The following is a 17,444-nucleotide window of genomic DNA, read 5'->3' as shown; positions in this document are numbered from 1 at the left end:
CAGGGCGGTTTATCTCGCCAACTCAAGCCCGTATAATGCGCAGCCGTACGGCCCCCATAGCTCAGCTGGATAGAGCGTCCCCCTCCTAAGGGGAAGGTCCCAGGTTCGAATCCTGGTGGGGGCGCCAGATCTCTCCCTAAGCGCTTCATCTATCTCCCGCTATTTTCTTCGCGCCTTCTTTGCGCTTAATGCCTACCAGCGTGGGCATTAACGAAGCCGTTCGCCTGCGCTATTTTCGGGGGCAGTTTGGCATAATCTAGCGCCTCGCAAATGAGCCTCCATGGCTAGCCCTTGGCCGCGCCCATGCTCCTGGACGTCGATTTGCCAGAGAAATAAAGTGTTGGGCTGCTTGGGATGAAGATAACCCGTCACGAAGGCAACGAGTTCACCTTGGTTTTCCGCCCACAAGTTTCCGAAGAATGGGAATAATGAAGCAGATTACAGTAAATCGAGTTCTCGGCAAGTGGCAGCACCGTGTGCACCAGATCGTGTGCACCAGATCATGCAGCACCAGATCATGCAAGGGGGGCTGTCCATCACCATGGCTTCCGAATGGTAATATCGGGTCTTGTCTTGCGCATCGCGATGAGGCCTACTTCCCAAGTGCTAACAGTTCTACGAGTCAGCAAGGTGTACCCAAAATAAAACTGCCAATAGCGTAACCGCTACTGGCAGCTGTGTCAGGCAACTGTACTCTGCTTTCTTCCGCGAGCGTTGACTGACATTTATTTAGGTATTACGGCCTCCACCGCTGTTCTTGCCACCTTTCTGGCCGGCCTCTGACGCTTTCTGGGGGTCATTAGCGAAGTTACCTCCGCTGTGTTGCCCACCTTTTTGGCCGGCTTCCGAAGCACGCTCGGGATCATTGGCGAAATTGCCGCCACTGTTATGGCCACCTTTCTGACCAGCTTCAGAAGCGCGCTCGGGATCATTAGCGAAGTTACCACCGCTTTGTTGGCCACCTTTATGACCAATATCCTCGTAAAACTCCTTCCCATGGGTTTTCGAAGTGGCTTCACCGCCTTTCTTGCCAGCTTCGTTAACGCTCATGTTTCCTTGATTGCGCTTATCTGCCATGGTTAGTCTCCTTGATTCGGGGCATGACTAGTAAAGCATAGCCATTCAATAGCCTGTGACCTCCTTGGTCATTTTTTAGAATAGGACCTTCCAAGGAGCTATACAAGTGAGGAATTTATGCTCAGTGCATCGTAATGTATCCATGGTTTTCTTTGCCAAAGCCCAACCCATACAGAACGGCTCAAGCTTCATCGCTTTTTCAAGCCGAGCAGGATCAGGAGGGCTGAAATTTGGCTGGCAGCAGATGGGCTCGGCAACAGCAGGCTCGCCTGAAAAGAGCGTATTGCAAACAGTCCGTTACCTTTTTCGCTTTGCCTACGTTGGTGGCACTCCCTATCTTTTGTTGTGCTGTACTGACAATTTTTCCTGTATAGGCTGGGGGAAACATGGCAAATCGGAACACGGCGTCTTCCAGGCGCGGGCGACAAGCTGTTCGCCCTGGCCAGATACCCAAGCCAGGATGGAAGGATATCCTCAAGCGCACCAAAGCAGAGATGGCTCGTGACCATGTTTCGATCGTTGCTGCGGGCATTGCTTTCTACGGGCTTCTGGCCATCGTTCCGGCTATCGTAGCTACCATCTCCCTTTGGGCTATCATCTTCGATCCACAACAAATTACCCAGCAAATCTCCAGCATCAGCCACCTGCTTCCTGAAGAAGCAGCTAACATTATTCGACAGCAAGCGGAACGAGCCAGTCAGGATGCGGGTACAGGTATGAGCCTGGCAGCGGCTGGAGGTGTGTTGCTAGCCATCTACAGTGCTTCACGAGGCGTCAATGGCTTCATGGAAGGACTCAATATCGTCTACGACGAGGAAGAGAACCGTGGCGTGCTGAAGAGAACGGTACTCAAACTGCTCTTGACGATAGGTGCTATTTTCATGACCTTGGTGACGCTTGGTGTAATTACAGTCATTCCCACCATCACCGATCTGATCGGGCTATCGGCTTTCGCAAGCTTTCTCGTCAACTTGGCACGCTGGCCACTGTTAATGGTCGTTACCATGCTGGCGATTGCAATACTCTATCATTATGGCCCCGATCGCAATAAACCCCGCTGGCAGTGGGCCAGCATCGGCTCTCTTGTTGCCGTCTTGCTATGGCTTCTAGTCTCGATCGCCTTTTCGATCTATGTACGCAACTTTGGCAGCTACGATGAAGTGTACGGATCGCTGGGCGCTGTTATCATTCTGCTGATGTGGTTCTGGCTTTCCGCGTACATCGTCCTGATGGGAGCTGAACTCAATAGCGAAATGGAGCATCAAACTAAGCAAGATACCACGGTGGGTGAGAATGAGCGAATGGGCGAGCGAGATGCGTATGTGGCGGATACGCTTGGAGAGAGAAAAGATGAGTAATATTTAATTCGTTGCCGCTTAATAAGCCTGCAGAAAAGTTAAATAAGAGTCTGCAATCATAGCCAAGTCAGAATATTTAATGCAAACTGAAAGTCCGATCTCAGATGCCTTCCCGCGATTATTGGTAAACTTTCTTTGGCTCTTACCCGTGCTCACAAACTGCTATCCAAGGCAACGTGTCAGTAAAAAACGTTAGCAACAAATCATGCGGAGAACTCCTTGTACCATCTATCGGCACCTTCTATTTTCAGTAGGCGGGGTTGGTCCCGCGCCATCTGAACAAGGACTTTTTGAGTCAAGGAGGCTAACCATGACACGAGGCCTTGGAGGTCAATCTCCCGCGAACGTGACCCACCACTTGAGTGGTATCGATTTCCCCGCAAGCCGCGCCGACCTTGAGCGGCACGCCAAGGACAACGGAGCGGGAGATGATGTGCTTGATGTCATACGCAACATGCCCGACCAGGAGTATGGCAGCATGGCCGACGTGACCAAGGGAGTCGGCGAGGCCGAGTAGTAAAGCAGAACCCATTTGCCATGTCAGAATCGGCCCAGCGTAGCTGGGCCTTTATCTGTGCATGCCGGAACACCTACGGGGCTACGTACTTTTTCCTCCTTGAAAATCTAAAGTTCAAGTTGTTAATTTAAAAAGAGCCGTTTCCTTTACCAAAATTAACTTGTTGCGCCTCACCTCCCCGCCTACGTTGAGAACGGAACGGGAATTCCATACAACAGGTAAAACGAGGCCTATATGTTTCATCATGCCAAAGAACTACAATTCAACGCTCGCGTTTCTGAACCCGACCCTAAATTCGCCAGCCTTCTTCTTGAGCAGTTTGGAGGCATGAATGGCGAACTCAAGGCTGCCATGCAGTATTTTACCCAGGCGTTCGCCGCTCGCCAGCCTTATCCAGAGATATACGATATGCTGATGGATATAGCGACCGAGGAGTTCAGTCATCTTGAAATCGTGGGCGCAACCATACAAATGCTCATGAACGGTGTGAATAGCGAGTTGAAAGACATCTCGGAGCAATCCGAAATCATGCAAATAGTTACAGGAAAAGCGGGAAAGGAAAACATCATTCACGATGCAATGACGAACCCAATGTTCCTTGCAGTGAGCGGAGGCAGCCCCGCCGTCACCAATAGCCAGGGCGTTCCCTGGTCTGGCTACTATGTCGATGCCAATGGGGATCTCACCGTCGACCTTCGTTCGGACATCGCCGCAGAAACACGCGCCAAGATCACCTACGAATATCTCATGCAGTTCACCAACGACCCCGAGGTAAAGGAGACCCTGAAGTTCCTGATGACACGTGAGGTGGCACACCATCAGATGTTCGAGGCGGCACTATCCACCTTGCAACCCAACTTTCCACCCGGGGTTATGCAAGGCGACCCACGCTACAGCAACCTCTACTTCAACATGTCCAAGGGCGAGGAAGCCAGAGGGCCGTGGAACGAAGGCGAAAGCCCCATGCTGGGCGAAACCTGGCAATACATCGACGACCCGCAATCACACGTCGAAAGCAGCCAGGGTCTTAGAGACCAGATTCCCGCCGGGACCTCGATGAGCATGGAGGAAGCGGACAAGAAGAGCAAGGATGTCAGTCAGCTACGTAGCCGGGAAATCAAGGACTCGGTTCCCAAGGGCAGCAACCAATGGAGCCGGTACGACAGGTAAGTTCCCCCCTGGCTCTTACGTTATCCAGCGATTATTCCTTGCAGGGCCTGCCATCCATGGCGGGCCCTGACGCGTACAGCGTTCGCTTCATTGCCGGCAGAAGGTGACTCACGGTGCATTCCGCAGATGAAGGTAGAGAGGATCGAACTCCCCTGCCTCTTTCAGGCCTTCCCAATCTGGCAGATAGATCCGCGTTCTGGTGGTTTCAATCAGCCCATTGGCACGCAGCGCCTGGAAGGTCCGACTCACGTGGACAGCGCTGATGCCAATGGTATCAGCCATCTCCTCCTGCGTGATCGGCAAGTCGAAGGCATGATTCTCGACCAGCCCCACCGCCCTCAGGCGGATCAACAGCTCACAGAGCAGATGAGCGACGCGAGCGTAGGAATCGCGCTGACCGATATTGAGCAGCCATTCACGATAGATCGAGGCGTCGATCAGCGTTTCGCGCCACAAGGCGGCGGTGAGGCGGGGATGGCGCTCGCACATGCGCAGGATGTCAACATGCTGCAGGAACCCGACCGTACAGGCACTTATCGTGGCAATACTAATATCCATGACCTCGAGATGCAGGCTCTGCAGGTCGGGGATGTCGCCAGGCACGTGCAGCGCCATGATCTGGCGCTTGCCCCCGACGCTCAGCTTGTAGACACAGGTGAACCCTTTCAGGATAAGGCAGCTCTGCTGTGGGCGTTCGCCCAGGCGCACAATGTCCTTGCCGGTATCGATCTTCACCAACTGGATCGGCAACTCCATGAGCGCCTGCTTCTCGTCGTTCGAGAGAGGAAAGATGGTATCCAACTTGCGGATCATCAGAGCGTTGGCACTGAGAGAGGGGGAAAGAGGACTTGCGGTCATGGTTGCGCTCTGGGCCTGTGGCTGTGGCTGTGGCTGTGGCTGTGGCTGTGGCTGTGGCTGTGGATACTATCTTGCGTCAATAGTTACAGTGTAGGCGAAGAATGAGAGCGCCAACCAACCGGCTCGAGTTGCACGGCAGTCACCAAAACTCAAGCTACGCTACACAACGAGACATCATGACAAGCTGATCGTGCCCCTCCTGTGCCATGCTGATTCTTGCACCATTCGCTCGATAAGCCCTGGTACAAGGAGAGTAACCATGCGTTTCATCTCGACTCGTGTGCACGGTATGGTCGATTACGCGATGGGCTTGCTGCTCATCGTCGCTCCGTTCCTCTTTGGCTTCGCTACAGGCGGGCCGGCTCAGTGGGTTCCGATCGTACTCGGCGTGATAATGCTGGCCCAAGCCATCATGACGAAGTACGAACTCGGCCTGATGCGCATGATTCCCATGCCCATGCATCTCACCATGGACCTGCTCAGCGGCATTCTGCTTCTGATATCACCATGGCTGTTCGGTTTTGCCAGCGTGGTCCTTTGGCCACACGTGATCCTGGGCTTGCTCGAGATCGGCGCGAGCCTGACCACGGAAAAGCAGCCACGCAACCTGCCGGCCGCTACATAGCAGCGCTGAACGGTCACAAGACGGTAGGAAAAATTGTGGTAGGGTAAAGGCTCCCCAAAGGAAGTTCAGGCAGGAGGCCCGAATGTTTCAACGCACAAGGAAAGTCGCGTGTCCCCATTGCCATGGCAGCAATTTCTGGCATGGCAACCCCAAACCAACGGACGTGCTCCACTGCCGGTACTGCGACGGCGTCGTCACTACCTACGCCGACTATGTGGAGCAGACGGCCAGGCGCGAAGCGGAGCGTCTGTTAGCGGAATTCGTCGAAACCGACGTGTCCCGCGACCTTGCCCACCTCAAGGCCGTATTGGCGGCCCCGGAGCAAAGAGTGAGCTCCTAGCCGGGTATACACAACACGTCAGCTCCAACGCGACACGGCCACCTGTGGGTGGCCGTGTCGTTTTCTATAAAGCCCGGCGGTATGGTGGGGATCAGGCGGTGAATACCGTGTATACCATCTGCAGCGCCAGCCCCATTAGCATGACGGCAAAGATTCGCTTCAGCATCGCCACCGGCAGGCGATGCGCCAGTCTGGCCCCCACAGGCGCCAGCAGAATGCTGAACGGTGCCATCAGCAGCAGCGCAGGCACGTAGACGAAGCCCAGCGCAGCGTCGGGCAGCCCAGGCGTCCCCCAGCCATTGAGCACGTAGCCCAGGGCGCCGGCCAGGGCGATGGGTAACCCGACAGCGGCCGAAGTGCCGATGGCCATGGGCAGCTTGACATTGCACCAGGTGAGAAACGGCACGGTGAGCGACCCACCGCCTATGGCGACCAGCGCCGAGACGCCGCCGATTCCCAGGCCCGCGCCGCCCAGGCCGACAGGTCCCGGCAGGTTCCGCGTCGGCTTGGGCTTGAGGTTGGCCAGCATCTGCAGCGACATCAGAATCATGAAACCGGCGAAGAAGATGGCCAGGCCCCGAGTCGGCAGCATAGCTGCAATGAAGGTAGCCAGGAAGGTTCCCACCAGGATACCGGGGGTCAGGTAGCGAACGATTTCCCAGCGCACCGCCCCATGGCGGCGATGAGAAAGAAGGCTTGCGGTGGCAGCGGGAATGATGGCGGCCATTGCCGTTCCCAGCGCCAGGTGGGCCAAGTGCTCGTGCGCCACGCCCTGCGAGACGAACAGCGCAGTCAGGATCGGCACCATGATGCCGCCACCACCGATGCCCAACAGGCCGGCCATGATACCGACCACCCCACCCAAGGCCATGTAGGCCAGCCAGATAAGTTCCAAAGCCGTTCCTCTCGGATCATGAACGTCAGGCGAGCCAGTCTATCAGAAACGGATCAAGTAGGACGCAGGCCCAGCGATGCCGGGCAGCAGTGTTGAAACCCGCCAAGCGGCAACGGCCCAGTGCGAAAAACTCAAAAAAGAAAACCGGCCCCGAAGGGCCGGTTCTGTCGTCGATAAATCGACGTATCTTGCTGTCTTACCGTACTGCCAGGCTCGCTTAGAAGTGGTAGCGAGCGCCGGTCAGCCAATACATGTCGTCGCCGTCGGCAACCTCAACATCGGGATCGCCACCAATTGTGACGTCGATGTCAGGCTGGTCGCCCTGATACAGCTCGGCGAAGAGGTCGAAGTTGCTGGACAGCTTGTAGTAGGCACCGGCAGCCCAGGCGGTACGATTATCGCTGTTGTCCGGGCTCACACGGTAGACGTCGGCGTTGAAGGCCCACTGACCCATGGCATAGGTGCCACCCAGGCCCCAGCTGTCGTAGCCGCCAACACCGGCATCATTCTCGTCGCGAGTCTCGTAGCCGAGGCGAGCGGAGAAGGCATCATTGAAAGCGTAGGAAGCAGAAGCCCCGTACAGCATTTCGCCGTTGCCGCCGCCGATTTCGTCGTCGTCAACATAGCCCAGTGCCAGACGCAGGCCAGCAGCGTCGTACTTCACGCCACCCTGGGTAACGGTCTCGGAACCGCTGGACGGCTCGACTTCACCTCGGTCGCTGTAGTACTTGGCAGACAGGAAGGCCTGGAAGCCGGACAGGTTAGGGGTGAGATAGCCGACGGAGTCGCCGCGTGCCTGCTTGGCACCGCCAGCAGTTGCCAGCTCTTCAGCATCCCCGTTGAGGGTGAAGTTCAGGCCCTGATCGATGTAGACATCGAACGGCGCCATGACGTGGCTGTTGTAGAAGCTGTCGTAGTTACCGGCCATCACGGTACCGAAGCTGGCACTCTCGAGACCGATATAGCTGTGACGAGTTTCGGTGAAGCCGCTGAAGTCGTTCTCACCGGTACGGCCGTTACCGGTGCGCTCGTCACCACGGAAGCGCCACTCGACGCGACCGAAGGCCTTCAGATCGCTGCTGATCTGGTGGCTCATGGAGAGGCCGAGACGGGAGAAGACGTCGACGAACTCGGCGCCGTTGTCGATAGCTTCGCCATCTTCATACTCCGGGCCGCCGCCGGCGATACCCATGGCGATACGGCCGTTGACGATCAGCTGAGTGCCGTCCTGGTCGTAAACGGTAGCGGCCTGAGCGGCAGCAGAGGCGCCCAGGGCACCGGCAATGGCAGTCGCTAACAGTGTCTTTTTCATCACGATAGTTCCTTTACTAGCTTACTGTTTCGATCGTTACTGCACGGATCGGTGATCGGTGCAGGTAGCTTGCCGGGCATGGGTCCCGCCGTGCTTGGCTCTTCGTTCCTTCTCAGGAGTGGCCTGGGCCGGTCATGACCGCAGCGAAGCCTTGTTATAGTCCAATGCTCGCAGGTAGAACTCTATACCGGGAAAAATGGGAACGCAATAAGAAAAAACACTGTTTTCCTTCGTTGCCCGCCTCCCCGACGGAACTTTTCCCTGCTGATGCGGTCTTGGGCGCTCCCGCCCAGGGGCCGCGTGCCGCAGGCAATGGCAGTAAGTTGTGCCTGGCAGCGATGAGCCCGCACATCATGCCCCGCTGATTTAGCAGTGGCAAGGGCGGGTTTTAACGCTTTGAAGGAGCGAGCCTTCAGTGCCCCCTCGCCTGGCCGTTGTGCTTGGCCAGCAGGGCCGAGAGTTTGGCCTCCATGCGCGCCTCGGGGTCGGCCTGCACGTGGCTGGACTCGGCCGGGGCAGGCATGCTGCCGGCGCCAGCCGGGCGCGCGCTGCGCTCAGTCTTCTTGCGTGTTTGCTTGTTGCCTGCGCTGCGCGCCTTGTCGCCATCGCGCCGCGGGGTCGTGCCCGCCGCCCGGCCACGCTCGCGCCGTTCGCTCTGCAGGCGTTCCAGCTTGCGCTTGGCATGTTCGGCGGCCTGGTCGTCGACGTTGCCGGCAGGGGCGCCATCCAGGTCGATGCGCTCGGCGCCTTCGCGCACGGCCTTGAGGTAGCGCGGCAGGTTGACGTAGCCCGCCAGGGCTCGGCGCACCAGCTTCTCGGGCCAGGGCTCGCGAGCGGCGAGGTCCTGGTGAATGCCCACCTTGAGCGGCCGGGTGTGGCCCTTGAAGAAAGTCTTGGGGTAGCGCTGGTACCACTGCTTCAACAGCGCATCGGCGGAAGGCGCCTGTTCGATGGCAAGCCGCCCCTGGCGCTCGTCGTGGGCCGCCGTAACCTCCTCGCCCTGCGCTTGCTCTTGCTTTGCCACTGGCTGATGTGAAGGCTCGTTAACCGCCGGGGCCGGCGCCGATGCTTCCTGCCGAGAGGCCGCCAGGCGACCGGAAGGCGCGGTATCCTGCGGCGACTCAACCGGCGGCTGCGCCTGCTCACGCCCGGTGCTGTCGCTCAGCTCACGCTCGGCGCTTTGCTGCGTCGATTCCTCACGCGGGCGCTGGCCCATCAGCGCCGCCAACCCTTGAGCGCGTCGTGTCGCACCGGGAAAGACGGGAGCCGGCTCACCCTTGCGCAGCCGCTCGCGCAGGCGGGTGTTGTCCTCCTCGAGTTCGCGATTCTGCTCGTCGAGCTCGCGGTTCTCTTCCATCAGCTCGAGACGAGCCGCCTCCAGCTCCTGCCGCGCTGCTTCGGACTCGGCAAGCCGGGCCTCCAACTGCGCTAACTTCGCGCGACAACCGTGCAGCTCCTCGAGCGCTTCGGCGGCGCGAGCCTCCAGAGCACTGAATAGATGACGTGAACTTTGTTCAATCAAGACCAGCATCCTCCTGGCAGGCTCACGTTGACGACACAGCGATGGACCTTCGAGTGGGCAAGCTTCCATGATCCAGCAAGTGTGTGCCACAAGCGAGGCGCTGACAAATCCTCAATCCGCCCGGCGACGGTATTCGACGAAGCTATAGTTCGGCTGCCCCGGCTGGGGCGTGCCCGGCACGCGCTGCACCTCTTGCCACTCGTGCTCGTCCAGCGTGGGGAAGCGGGCGTCGCCCTCCACCTCGACGTCCACTTCGGTCAGATAGATGTGGCTGGCATGGGGCAACGCCTGGGCGTAGATCTCGCCGCCGCCCATCACCATGATCTCCTCGGCCGCATCAATGGTGGCCTGCTGGTCGGCCAGGAACAGCGCCGATACGAGGTCGTGACAGACCCGCACGCCGTCGTGCTGGAAGGCCTCGTCGCGGGTCACCACGATATTGAGCCGGCCCGGCAACGGCCGGCCGATGGAGGCGAAGGTCTTGCGTCCCATGATCAGCGGCTTGGCCTGGGTCATGCGCTTGAAGAACTTGAGGTCCTCGGGCAAATGCCAGGGCAGCTTATTGTCGACGCCGATCACGCCGTTGCGCGCCACCGCGGCGATCATCGCCACCGGCACCAGGGTCTCGTCTGTCATACCGCAACCTCTGCCTTGATATGGGGATGGGGGTCGTAGCCTTCGATGGCGATGTGCTCGAAGCGGAAGTCGAACAGATCGTCGACACTCGGGTCGAGCACCAGCCTGGGCGCCGAGCGCGGCGTACGCGACAGCTGCAGCTCGGCCTGTTCCAGGTGGTTGAGGTAGAGATGCGCGTCGCCCAGCGTATGCACGAAGTCGCCCGGCTCGAGCCCCGTGACCTGGGCAATCATCTGGGTCAACAGCGCGTAGCTGGCGATGTTGAACGGCACGCCAAGGAAAATGTCGGCGCTACGCTGGTAGAGCTGGCAGGAGAGGCGTCCCTCGGCCACGTAGAACTGGAACAGGCAGTGGCATGGCGGCAGCGCCATCTCGTCGACCAACGCAGGGTTCCAGGCGGAAACGATCAGCCGCCGTGAGCGTGGGTTGGTACGGATCTGTTCCATCAGCTTGGCGATCTGGTCGACGTGGCCGCCGCGGGGGTCGGGCCAGCTGCGCCACTGGTAGCCATAGACGGGCCCCAGGTCGCCATTCTCGTCGGCCCACTCGTCCCAGATGCCGACCCCGTTCTGCTTGAGATAGGCAATGTTGGTGTCGCCGCGCAGAAACCACAGCAGCTCGTGGATGATCGAGCGCAGGTGCAGTTTCTTGGTGGTCACCAGCGGAAAGCCGCGGGAGAGATCGAAGCGCATCTGGTGGCCGAACAGCGAACGCGTGCCGACCCCGGTACGGTCCGAACGCTCGACGCCGTGCTCCAGCACCTGCCGCATCAGGTCGAGGTAGGGTTGCTCAAGAGCGGGCGTTTCGAGAGCAGGCTGTTCGTGAGCCGGCTGGGCATTGTCATCTGGCATCGTTGACGGACTCTGCATGGAATGTTCGATAGGCCGAGAGTCTATCGCCTCTCGGCCTGGCGTCCTACACCCGTTGGGTTTCACTGCGTGACCTGCACTTCATCCACCGGCTGGCGCCGCGACCAGGCGATCAGCACCAGGCCGAAGGCGATCATCGGCAGGGTCAGCAGCATGCCCATGGTGAACCAGCCGAAGGCGAGATAGCCGATATGGGCATCCGGCAGACGGAAGAACTCGACCAGGAAACGGAACATGCCGTAGAGCAGCAGGAACAGGCCGGACACCAGGCCGCGCCGCCGCGGCCTGGCCGAGACCCACCACAGGACCGCGAACAGTACCAACCCCTCGAGCAGGGCTTCGTAGAGTGACGTCGGATGACGAGGCTCCGGCCCCATGCCGGGAAACGGCATGCCCCAGGGCAGCTCCGTGATCCGCCCGGGCAGCTCGCGATTGATGAAGTTGCCGATACGCCCGGCCCCCAGGCCGATCGGCACCATGGGAGCAAAGAAGTCTGTCAGCGTGAAGAAGGCCATGCGCTTCTTGCGCGCGAACCACAGCGCCGCCAGCAGCACGCCGATCAGCCCTCCGTGAAAGCTCATGCCGCCGTCCCACACGCGCAGCACCCACAGCGGATCGGCAGCCCACTGGCCCAGGCCGTAGAACAACGCATAGCCCAGGCGACCGCCGACCACCACCCCGAGTGCCGCATAGAACAGCAGGTCGCCGACGTCATCCCGGGTCAGACCGAAGCGCTCCGCCCGCAGCCGACCCAACCACCAGGCGCCCACGAAGCCGACGACGTACATCAGGCCGTACCAGTGAACCTGGAAGGGCCCGAGGGAAATGGCAACAGGATCGATATCGGGATAGGTCATGGTGTCCTCAGAACAGGAAACGGAGCCCCACGATCAGCAGCAGCGCAGCGAAGGCGAGCCGCAGCACGCGGGCGGAAAGCACATGGGCCAGGCGTACGCCCAACCTGGCGAAAGGCACGCTGGCCAGTACGATACCGAGGAAGGCAGGCCACATCACGAAGCCGGTGGCGCCCGCCGGCAGCGCAGGATTGCCCCAGCCCACCACGACGAAGGTCAGCGCGCCGAACAGAGCGATGGGCAGGCCGCATGCAGCGGAGGTGCCCACCGCCTGGGTCATGCTGGCACCACAGCGGGAAAGCCAGGGCACGCAGAGGGTCCCTCCGCCGATGCCGAACAGCGCCGACACGCCGCCGATGATCATGCCGGCAAGGCCCATGGCCAGCCGCCCCGGCGCCGCGCGGCCCGCCCTAGGGCCGATGCCCAGCGCCATCCTGAGGGCCATCAACACCACGAAAACGCCGAACAGGGTACCCAGCAACCCACCCGACAGCGCACCGGCGACGAACACGCCGGCGACCGCCCCCAGCATCAGCCCGGGTAGCAGGGAGAGAAACCACTCGCGATGGATGCTGTCTCGCTGGTAGTGCGCCCAGGCCGACGAGGCACCGGTAACGAGGATGGTAGCCAGCGAGGTGCCGACCGCCAGATGCATGGTGACCGCAGCATCGACACCCTGCAGGCCAAAGGCGAAGACCAGGGCCGGTACGATGACCAAGCCGCCGCCAACGCCGAACAACCCGGCCATGGTGCCGGCCACAGCGCCCACTGTCAGGTAACCGAGAAGTGTGAGGAAAACGCTCATGCCGGTGGATATTCCTCGAATGCGTCGGGACGCCAACGCTGGAGGAGTTCGATCAACTCGCGTGGCCCATAGGGCTTGGCCAGGTAGTCGTCCATGCCGGCATCGTAAAAGCGCCGGCGGTCGCTCTCGGTGGCGTTGGCGGTCAAGGCCACCAGGACGCTACGCCCGGCATCGGGCCGTAGCGCCTCCTGTTCGCGCCAGTGTCGAGCGGCCTCCACACCGTCCATGCCGGGCATGAAGATATCCATTAGAACCAGGTCGTAGGCAAAGCGATGCTGCTGTTCCAGTGCCTCCAGACCGCTGGCTACGCTGTCGACACGCAGTCCCTGCCGCTCCAGCACCTGGCTCGCCAGCATGCGATTGACCGGGCCATCGTCGACGACCAGCACGCGCAGCGAGCCAGCCTGGCCAGACGAAAAGCGCATGTCGCGCAGCGCCGCTTCTCCCTGCTCACCGGTCAGGCTGCTGATCAGTAGCAGAATATCGGCGATGCGCTCACTCAGGTGGGCATGTCGGTGCGGGTCGACGCGGCCGCCGTCGCCCTTCATCTCTCGGGACAGTTCGGACAGCAGCGGCTCCAATTCACGCTGCAGCAGGGTCAGGTAGTGCGACTTCAGGCGCGAATCCTCACGGGCGCGCTCCCGAGCCGCCAGCAGCCCACCAAGATCATGCGAGGCGGCACGCTGGAAGAACAACACCTGATAGGGGGACGCATCCAGCCACTCCACCTGAAAGGAGCGCCAGCGACCTTCACCGTCAAGCACCTGCACCTCGGCCGGCTTGCTTCCCGCCGCTTCGGTAGCGATCAGGTGGGTTGCGGGGTCCTGCCCCGTCAGCGTCTCCTGGCTTTCTCCAAGCAGCTGTTCCATGGCCAGGTTGGCGCTCACAATTCGCCCACGGTAGAGCAGCAGAACCGGACGCTGGCTGGCCATCAGCAGACCATCCAGGTTCGGCAGCAGCCCAAGCCTGGATTGCAGCTCGACCATGCCGTCATGCAGCTTTTCCAACCGCCCCGTGACCGTGCCCTCGTAATCCGACTGTCGCCGGGGGCCACCCAGCCAGCGCGGAAGGGACTGCTCGGTCTCCTGCAACAGCCGCTCGATGCGACCCAGGCGACTCTCGATCTGGCTCTCGCACTCGCGCATGCTGTGACGCAACTGCAGCAGGAAGGCCGATACGGTCAGTGCGGTGCCCACCAGCAAGGCCACCAGCAGCCAGGCGGACTCGGCCCAGGAGCTTGGATCGGGCGTGGCCACCCACAGCACTACCCCCACCAGCAGGCACAGCACTACCAGGGCCGCCTGGGCCAGCAGCAACGGCCAGAGTAGCGGCCAGATCAGGTACGACCAGAAGCGGTCCTTGCGAGTTCCCACGGGCATTCGCATCCCTGTGCCAGGCTATGTGGCTGTGAGTTTATGCCGACGGGCCTTAGCTATCATGGCAGCCTGAAGCGCGTAAGTGCACGTCTTGTAGAGAAATTCTTTCCCGAGTCATACCTAGCGCCACCCCTCCTGGACCGTAGCGATGCTCCTCCAGCACGATGACGCCCGCGCCGACGTTCCACTCCAGCCAGGTCGTGGCACGAGTGCCGTACTGCTCGCCGACGATGAAGGGTGCCGACAGACGGCGTTCCAGCTCCAGGCCAACGCCGGTATCGGGTAGCCGTTCGTCGTCGGCCGGACAAGCGTCGGCCAGCGCGTCCAGGGCATCCTCCGGCCAACGACGGCGCAGCGCCGTCGCCAACCCCTGCCGGGCGGCGATAAGCTTGGGCCAGGGGGTGTCGAGGCTGGCATTGGAAAGGCCATGGATGCCGGGTGACACCTCGGCAAGCAATAGCCGCTCCCGGCTGCGGTGAAGATGCCACAGCCGCTGGCCGTCGCCAGCCAACAGGTTGAAGCCGGCATAGCGCCAACCATCCCCCCCTGCCAGCTTGGCCAGCCATTCGGCCAGGTCGGAGCACTCCAGCGCCTCGCGCACGAGATGGCCCCTGCTCGGCGCCTCGGCCGACACTCGCAGCGCCGGGTCGCGCACGTTGGTGACCGCGGCTACGCGGCCACGACGATGCACCGCCAGCCAGCTGCCCCCGGCCTCGAGGTCACGGCCGCCGACGATGTCGGGTACTCCCTCCCAGGCCTGCAGAGGCGCCGTCGGTCGCTGATGAAACTCGTCTCGATTGGCCACCAACCGTAACGGCACGGACGCTCCCGGACGGTAGTCGAAGGCGATGAGGCACATGAGGTAGCGTTCAATCCCGCGGGGGCAGCAGGTGCGCCAACTGCCATTCGCCCAACCGCGCGAACAGGTGGCTTCGCACTGCGCCAGGCGTGTTCAGGGCCAGGGTCTCGTGCACCAGCGTCTTGGCCGCATCGAGGGAGACCCGACGTATCGCCGCCCTGACCCGCGGCAGGCTGGGGGCATTCATGGAGAGCGAATCGAAGCCCATACCCATCAGTAGCAACGCCCCGGCCGGGTCCCCGGCCATTTCGCCGCACACGCAAATCGGCTTCTTGAGCCGCTTGGAATCTTCGGCCAGCCTTGCCATGGCGCACAACACCGCGGGGTGACAGGCATCGTAGAGGCTTGCTACACGGGGGTTGTTGCGGTCGACCGCCAGCAGGTATTGGGTCAGGTCGTTGCTGCCCACGGAGAAGAAATCGACACGCTCGGCCAGCGCGTCCAGTTGGTAGAGCGTGGCCGGCACTTCCAGCATCACCCCCACCCTGGGCCGCGGCGTCACGATGCCCTCCTCGCCCAGCTCGCGAATGGCGCGGTCGAGCATGCGCAGGGCATCGTCGACCTCGTCGACGTTGGTCACCATGGGCAGCAGAATCTGCAGGTTGTCGAGGCCCTGGGAAGCGCGCAGCATGGCACGCAACTGCACCATCAATACCTCGGGATGATCGAGGGTAACGCGGATGCCGCGCCAGCCGAGGAAGGGATTGGCCTCGTCGATGGGAAAATAGGGCAGGTCCTTGTCGCCGCCGATATCGAGCGTGCGCATCACCACCGGTAGCGGCGCGAAACTCTCCAACTGGTCGCGATAGAGGCGCGCCTGCTCCTGCTCGCCGGGGAACCGCTCGGCGATCATGAAAGGCACTTCGGTGCGATACAGCCCCACGCCGCTGATCCGCTTCTTGAGCGATACCGAGGTATCGATGGCCAGGCCGGTATTGACCATCAGCGGCATGACGTGACCATCCGGGGTCTCGCTGGGCAGATCCTGCTCGTGCTCGAGCACTTCGACCAACGCCGCCTCTTCGGCTATCAGGCTTTGATAGCGCGTCTTGAGCTCATCCGAGGGCCGCACGAACAGCCGACCGCGATGCCCGTCGAGCACCACCTCGGCGCCGGAGAGGCGCGGCAATGGGAGATCGACCATGCCCAGCACGGTGGGCACCCCCATCGCACGCGCGACGATCGCCACGTGGGAGGTGCTCGATCCGCGCACCGACACCAACCCGGCAAGCCGCTCCCTGGGCACCTCGCCCAGCGTGGCGACGCTGATCTCGTCGCCCACCAGGATGGTGCTCTCGGGGAAGACATGGGGAATTTGCGGCGTCTCCTCCTGGAGGTGCGCCAGCACTCGCCGGCCCAGGTCGCGCACGTCGGCGGCCCGTTCGCGCAGGTAGTCGTCGTCGACCCGTTCCAGGTACTGCACGTGGCGCCGCACCACGTCGGCCAAGGCGCCTGGTGCCCATTGCCCCTCACGGATGCGCTTCTCCACTTCCTGCGAAAGCGCCGCCTCGCTGAGCATCTGCTGGTAGACCTCGAACAGCGCCAGCTCTTGCGCCGAGATGCGGCTGGCCAGACGCTCGCCCGCCGCGCGGATCTCCTCCCGCACCCGCTCGATGGCCTCCTTGAGGCGCACGATCTCGTATTCGACATCGGTCGGGATCAGGTCGGGCACGCTGTTCAGGTCGGACAGCGGCGCCACCACTACCACTTCGCCGATGGCCATGCCGGGCGAAGCGGCAACACCGGTGAACAGCGCCTGCCCTCCCGGCAAGGCGGGCCGGCTGAGGCTACCGGTGGCCAGGGCATGGGCCAGTACGCCGGCAAGCTGCGCCCCCATGGTGATGAGGAAGGCTTCGTCTTCTTCATCGTAGCGACGCTTCTCCGCCTGCTGCACGACGAGAACGCCAAGCATGCGGCGCTGGTGAATGATCGGCACGCCGAGAAAGCTGGAGTAACGCTCCTCACCGGTCGCTTCGAAATAGCGGAAGCGTGGATGTGCGGGGGCATCCTCGAGGTTGAGCGGTTCTTCGCGCTCTGCCACCAGGCCGACCAGCCCCTCTCCCACCCGCAGGCTCACGTGCCCCACCGCCTGACTGTGCAGACCGATGGTTTCCATCAGGACGAGTTCCTGAGTCTCGCCATCATAGAGATAGAAGGAGCACACGTCGGTATGCATGGCCTTGCGAATGCGCCGGACCATGGTCGCCAGTGCCGCATCGAGATTGCGGGCACCGTTGACTTCCTGTATGACCCGGCGCAGTACCTCCAGCATCGGCGTCTTGCTTTCCATTGTTGTATTACCTCGCCTGGCTGAGGAATCGAGACGCAAGCACCGTCATCCGAGGAGAACGGGCCCAGTGGCGGGGCCCTG

General features: G+C 61.3%; 18 protein-coding genes and 1 tRNA gene. 6 read left to right on the top strand and 13 right to left on the bottom strand.

The annotated features are described in order from the left end of the window. The first annotated feature begins 50 nt into the window (after positions 1-50). Positions 51-127, top strand: a tRNA-Arg gene (locus HBJ55_RS15530). 80 nt (positions 128-207) lie between these two features. Here the strand turns inward: HBJ55_RS15530 and HBJ55_RS22655 are convergent. Beyond that, complete coding sequence (locus HBJ55_RS22655) at positions 208-372, bottom strand: GNAT family protein (protein WP_338072035.1); 165 nt, start codon at positions 370-372, stop codon at positions 208-210. A 357-nt stretch (positions 373-729) separates the two neighbouring features. After that, positions 730-1,077, bottom strand: a complete 348-nt coding sequence (locus tag HBJ55_RS22740; protein WP_167116841.1) for a con-10 family general stress protein — start codon at positions 1,075-1,077, stop codon at positions 730-732. A 386-nt stretch (positions 1,078-1,463) separates the two neighbouring features. Between HBJ55_RS22740 and HBJ55_RS15520 the strand changes: the two genes are divergently transcribed. The 3 genes from HBJ55_RS15520 (at position 1,464) to HBJ55_RS15510 (ending at position 4,122) form a co-directional block, all read left to right on the top strand. Further along, complete coding sequence (locus HBJ55_RS15520) at positions 1,464-2,435, top strand: YihY/virulence factor BrkB family protein (RefSeq protein WP_167116838.1); 972 nt, start codon at positions 1,464-1,466, stop codon at positions 2,433-2,435. Between the two features lie 310 nt (positions 2,436-2,745). Continuing rightward, positions 2,746-2,952, top strand: a complete 207-nt coding sequence (locus tag HBJ55_RS15515) for a DUF2795 domain-containing protein (RefSeq protein WP_167116835.1) — start codon at positions 2,746-2,748, stop codon at positions 2,950-2,952. Between the two features lie 234 nt (positions 2,953-3,186). After that, positions 3,187-4,122, top strand: a complete 936-nt coding sequence (locus HBJ55_RS15510) for a manganese catalase family protein (protein ID WP_167116832.1) — start codon at positions 3,187-3,189, stop codon at positions 4,120-4,122. Between the two features lie 108 nt (positions 4,123-4,230). Here HBJ55_RS15510 and HBJ55_RS15505 read toward each other — a convergent pair whose 3' ends face one another. After that, positions 4,231-4,980, bottom strand: a complete 750-nt coding sequence (locus HBJ55_RS15505; RefSeq protein WP_167116831.1) for a Crp/Fnr family transcriptional regulator — start codon at positions 4,978-4,980, stop codon at positions 4,231-4,233. A gap of 259 nt (positions 4,981-5,239) precedes the next feature. On the opposite strand from HBJ55_RS15505, the gene HBJ55_RS15500 reads away from it, so the two are divergent. Together HBJ55_RS15500 and HBJ55_RS15495 are read left to right on the top strand one after the other, a co-directional pair. Beyond that, positions 5,240-5,605: an SPW repeat domain-containing protein gene (locus HBJ55_RS15500; protein ID WP_167116828.1), complete on the top strand. Its 366-nt coding sequence runs from the start codon at positions 5,240-5,242 to the stop codon at positions 5,603-5,605. An 82-nt stretch (positions 5,606-5,687) separates the two neighbouring features. Continuing rightward, a complete protein-coding gene (locus HBJ55_RS15495; protein ID WP_167116825.1) occupies positions 5,688-5,945 on the top strand; it encodes a hypothetical protein in 258 nt (85 codons plus the stop codon). Between the two features lie 91 nt (positions 5,946-6,036). Here the strand turns inward: HBJ55_RS15495 and HBJ55_RS15490 are convergent, their stop codons facing one another. From HBJ55_RS15490 to ptsP, 10 genes are all read right to left on the bottom strand, one after another. Beyond that, positions 6,037-6,840, bottom strand: coding sequence for a sulfite exporter TauE/SafE family protein (locus tag HBJ55_RS15490; RefSeq protein ID WP_167116822.1), 804 nt, complete (start codon positions 6,838-6,840; stop codon positions 6,037-6,039). Positions 6,841-7,057: 217 nt separating this feature from the next. Continuing rightward, positions 7,058-8,152 (bottom strand): porin, encoded by a 1,095-nt coding sequence (locus HBJ55_RS15485; RefSeq protein ID WP_167116819.1) that lies wholly within the window; start codon positions 8,150-8,152, stop codon positions 7,058-7,060. A gap of 412 nt (positions 8,153-8,564) precedes the next feature. After that, positions 8,565-9,674 carry a ProQ/FINO family protein gene (locus HBJ55_RS15480; RefSeq protein WP_240936146.1) on the bottom strand — a complete coding sequence of 370 codons (1,110 nt, stop codon included), beginning with the start codon at positions 9,672-9,674 and terminating at the stop codon, positions 8,565-8,567. A gap of 111 nt (positions 9,675-9,785) precedes the next feature. Then, the gene (locus HBJ55_RS15475; RefSeq protein WP_167116816.1) at positions 9,786-10,310 is read right to left on the bottom strand and encodes a dihydrofolate reductase; all 525 of its coding nucleotides are present in this window, start codon (positions 10,308-10,310) and stop codon (positions 9,786-9,788) included. Next, entirely contained in the window at positions 10,307-11,161 is an 855-nt protein-coding gene (locus HBJ55_RS15470; protein ID WP_167116813.1) for a thymidylate synthase, read from the bottom strand. Before HBJ55_RS15470 ends, HBJ55_RS15475 begins: the two co-directional genes overlap by 4 nt. An 80-nt stretch (positions 11,162-11,241) precedes the next feature. After that, positions 11,242-12,036 carry a prolipoprotein diacylglyceryl transferase gene (lgt, locus tag HBJ55_RS15465; protein WP_167116810.1) on the bottom strand — a complete coding sequence of 265 codons (795 nt, stop codon included), beginning with the start codon at positions 12,034-12,036 and terminating at the stop codon, positions 11,242-11,244. Between the two features lie 7 nt (positions 12,037-12,043). Beyond that, positions 12,044-12,838: a sulfite exporter TauE/SafE family protein gene (locus HBJ55_RS15460; RefSeq protein ID WP_167116807.1), complete on the bottom strand. Its 795-nt coding sequence runs from the start codon at positions 12,836-12,838 to the stop codon at positions 12,044-12,046. Beyond that, positions 12,835-14,211 (bottom strand): response regulator, encoded by a 1,377-nt coding sequence (locus HBJ55_RS22650; protein ID WP_167116804.1) that lies wholly within the window; start codon positions 14,209-14,211, stop codon positions 12,835-12,837. Before HBJ55_RS22650 ends, HBJ55_RS15460 begins: the two co-directional genes overlap by 4 nt. Positions 14,212-14,266: 55 nt before the next feature. Continuing rightward, positions 14,267-15,073 carry an NRDE family protein gene (locus HBJ55_RS15450; protein ID WP_167116801.1) on the bottom strand — a complete coding sequence of 269 codons (807 nt, stop codon included), beginning with the start codon at positions 15,071-15,073 and terminating at the stop codon, positions 14,267-14,269. 10 nt (positions 15,074-15,083) lie between these two features. Beyond that, positions 15,084-17,345 carry a phosphoenolpyruvate--protein phosphotransferase gene (gene ptsP, locus HBJ55_RS15445; protein WP_167116959.1) on the bottom strand — a complete coding sequence of 754 codons (2,262 nt, stop codon included), beginning with the start codon at positions 17,343-17,345 and terminating at the stop codon, positions 15,084-15,086. Between the last annotated feature and the right edge of the window lie 99 nt (positions 17,346-17,444).

Source organism: Billgrantia bachuensis (assembly GCF_011742165.1).
Classification (GTDB): Bacteria; Pseudomonadota; Gammaproteobacteria; order Pseudomonadales; family Halomonadaceae; genus Halomonas; species Halomonas bachuensis.
This window is presented reverse-complemented; position numbering and strand designations above follow the sequence as displayed.

Coding starts and splice junctions, on each gene's coding strand:
- HBJ55_RS15470 (WP_167116813.1), bottom strand. CDS start 11,161: ATGCCAGATGACAATGCCCAGCCGGCTCACGAACAGCCTGCTCTCGAA.
- lgt (WP_167116810.1), bottom strand. CDS start 12,036: ATGACCTATCCCGATATCGATCCTGTTGCCATTTCCCTCGGGCCCTTC.
- HBJ55_RS15510 (WP_167116832.1), top strand. CDS start 3,187: ATGTTTCATCATGCCAAAGAACTACAATTCAACGCTCGCGTTTCTGAA.
- HBJ55_RS15505 (WP_167116831.1), bottom strand. CDS start 4,980: ATGACCGCAAGTCCTCTTTCCCCCTCTCTCAGTGCCAACGCTCTGATG.
- HBJ55_RS15450 (WP_167116801.1), bottom strand. CDS start 15,073: ATGTGCCTCATCGCCTTCGACTACCGTCCGGGAGCGTCCGTGCCGTTA.
- HBJ55_RS15475 (WP_167116816.1), bottom strand. CDS start 10,310: ATGACAGACGAGACCCTGGTGCCGGTGGCGATGATCGCCGCGGTGGCG.
- HBJ55_RS22740 (WP_167116841.1), bottom strand. CDS start 1,077: ATGGCAGATAAGCGCAATCAAGGAAACATGAGCGTTAACGAAGCTGGC.
- ptsP (WP_167116959.1), bottom strand. CDS start 17,345: ATGCTGGAGGTACTGCGCCGGGTCATACAGGAAGTCAACGGTGCCCGC.
- HBJ55_RS15520 (WP_167116838.1), top strand. CDS start 1,464: ATGGCAAATCGGAACACGGCGTCTTCCAGGCGCGGGCGACAAGCTGTT.
- HBJ55_RS15460 (WP_167116807.1), bottom strand. CDS start 12,838: ATGAGCGTTTTCCTCACACTTCTCGGTTACCTGACAGTGGGCGCTGTG.
- HBJ55_RS15495 (WP_167116825.1), top strand. CDS start 5,688: ATGTTTCAACGCACAAGGAAAGTCGCGTGTCCCCATTGCCATGGCAGC.
- HBJ55_RS15485 (WP_167116819.1), bottom strand. CDS start 8,152: ATGAAAAAGACACTGTTAGCGACTGCCATTGCCGGTGCCCTGGGCGCC.
- HBJ55_RS15515 (WP_167116835.1), top strand. CDS start 2,746: ATGACACGAGGCCTTGGAGGTCAATCTCCCGCGAACGTGACCCACCAC.
- HBJ55_RS15500 (WP_167116828.1), top strand. CDS start 5,240: ATGCGTTTCATCTCGACTCGTGTGCACGGTATGGTCGATTACGCGATG.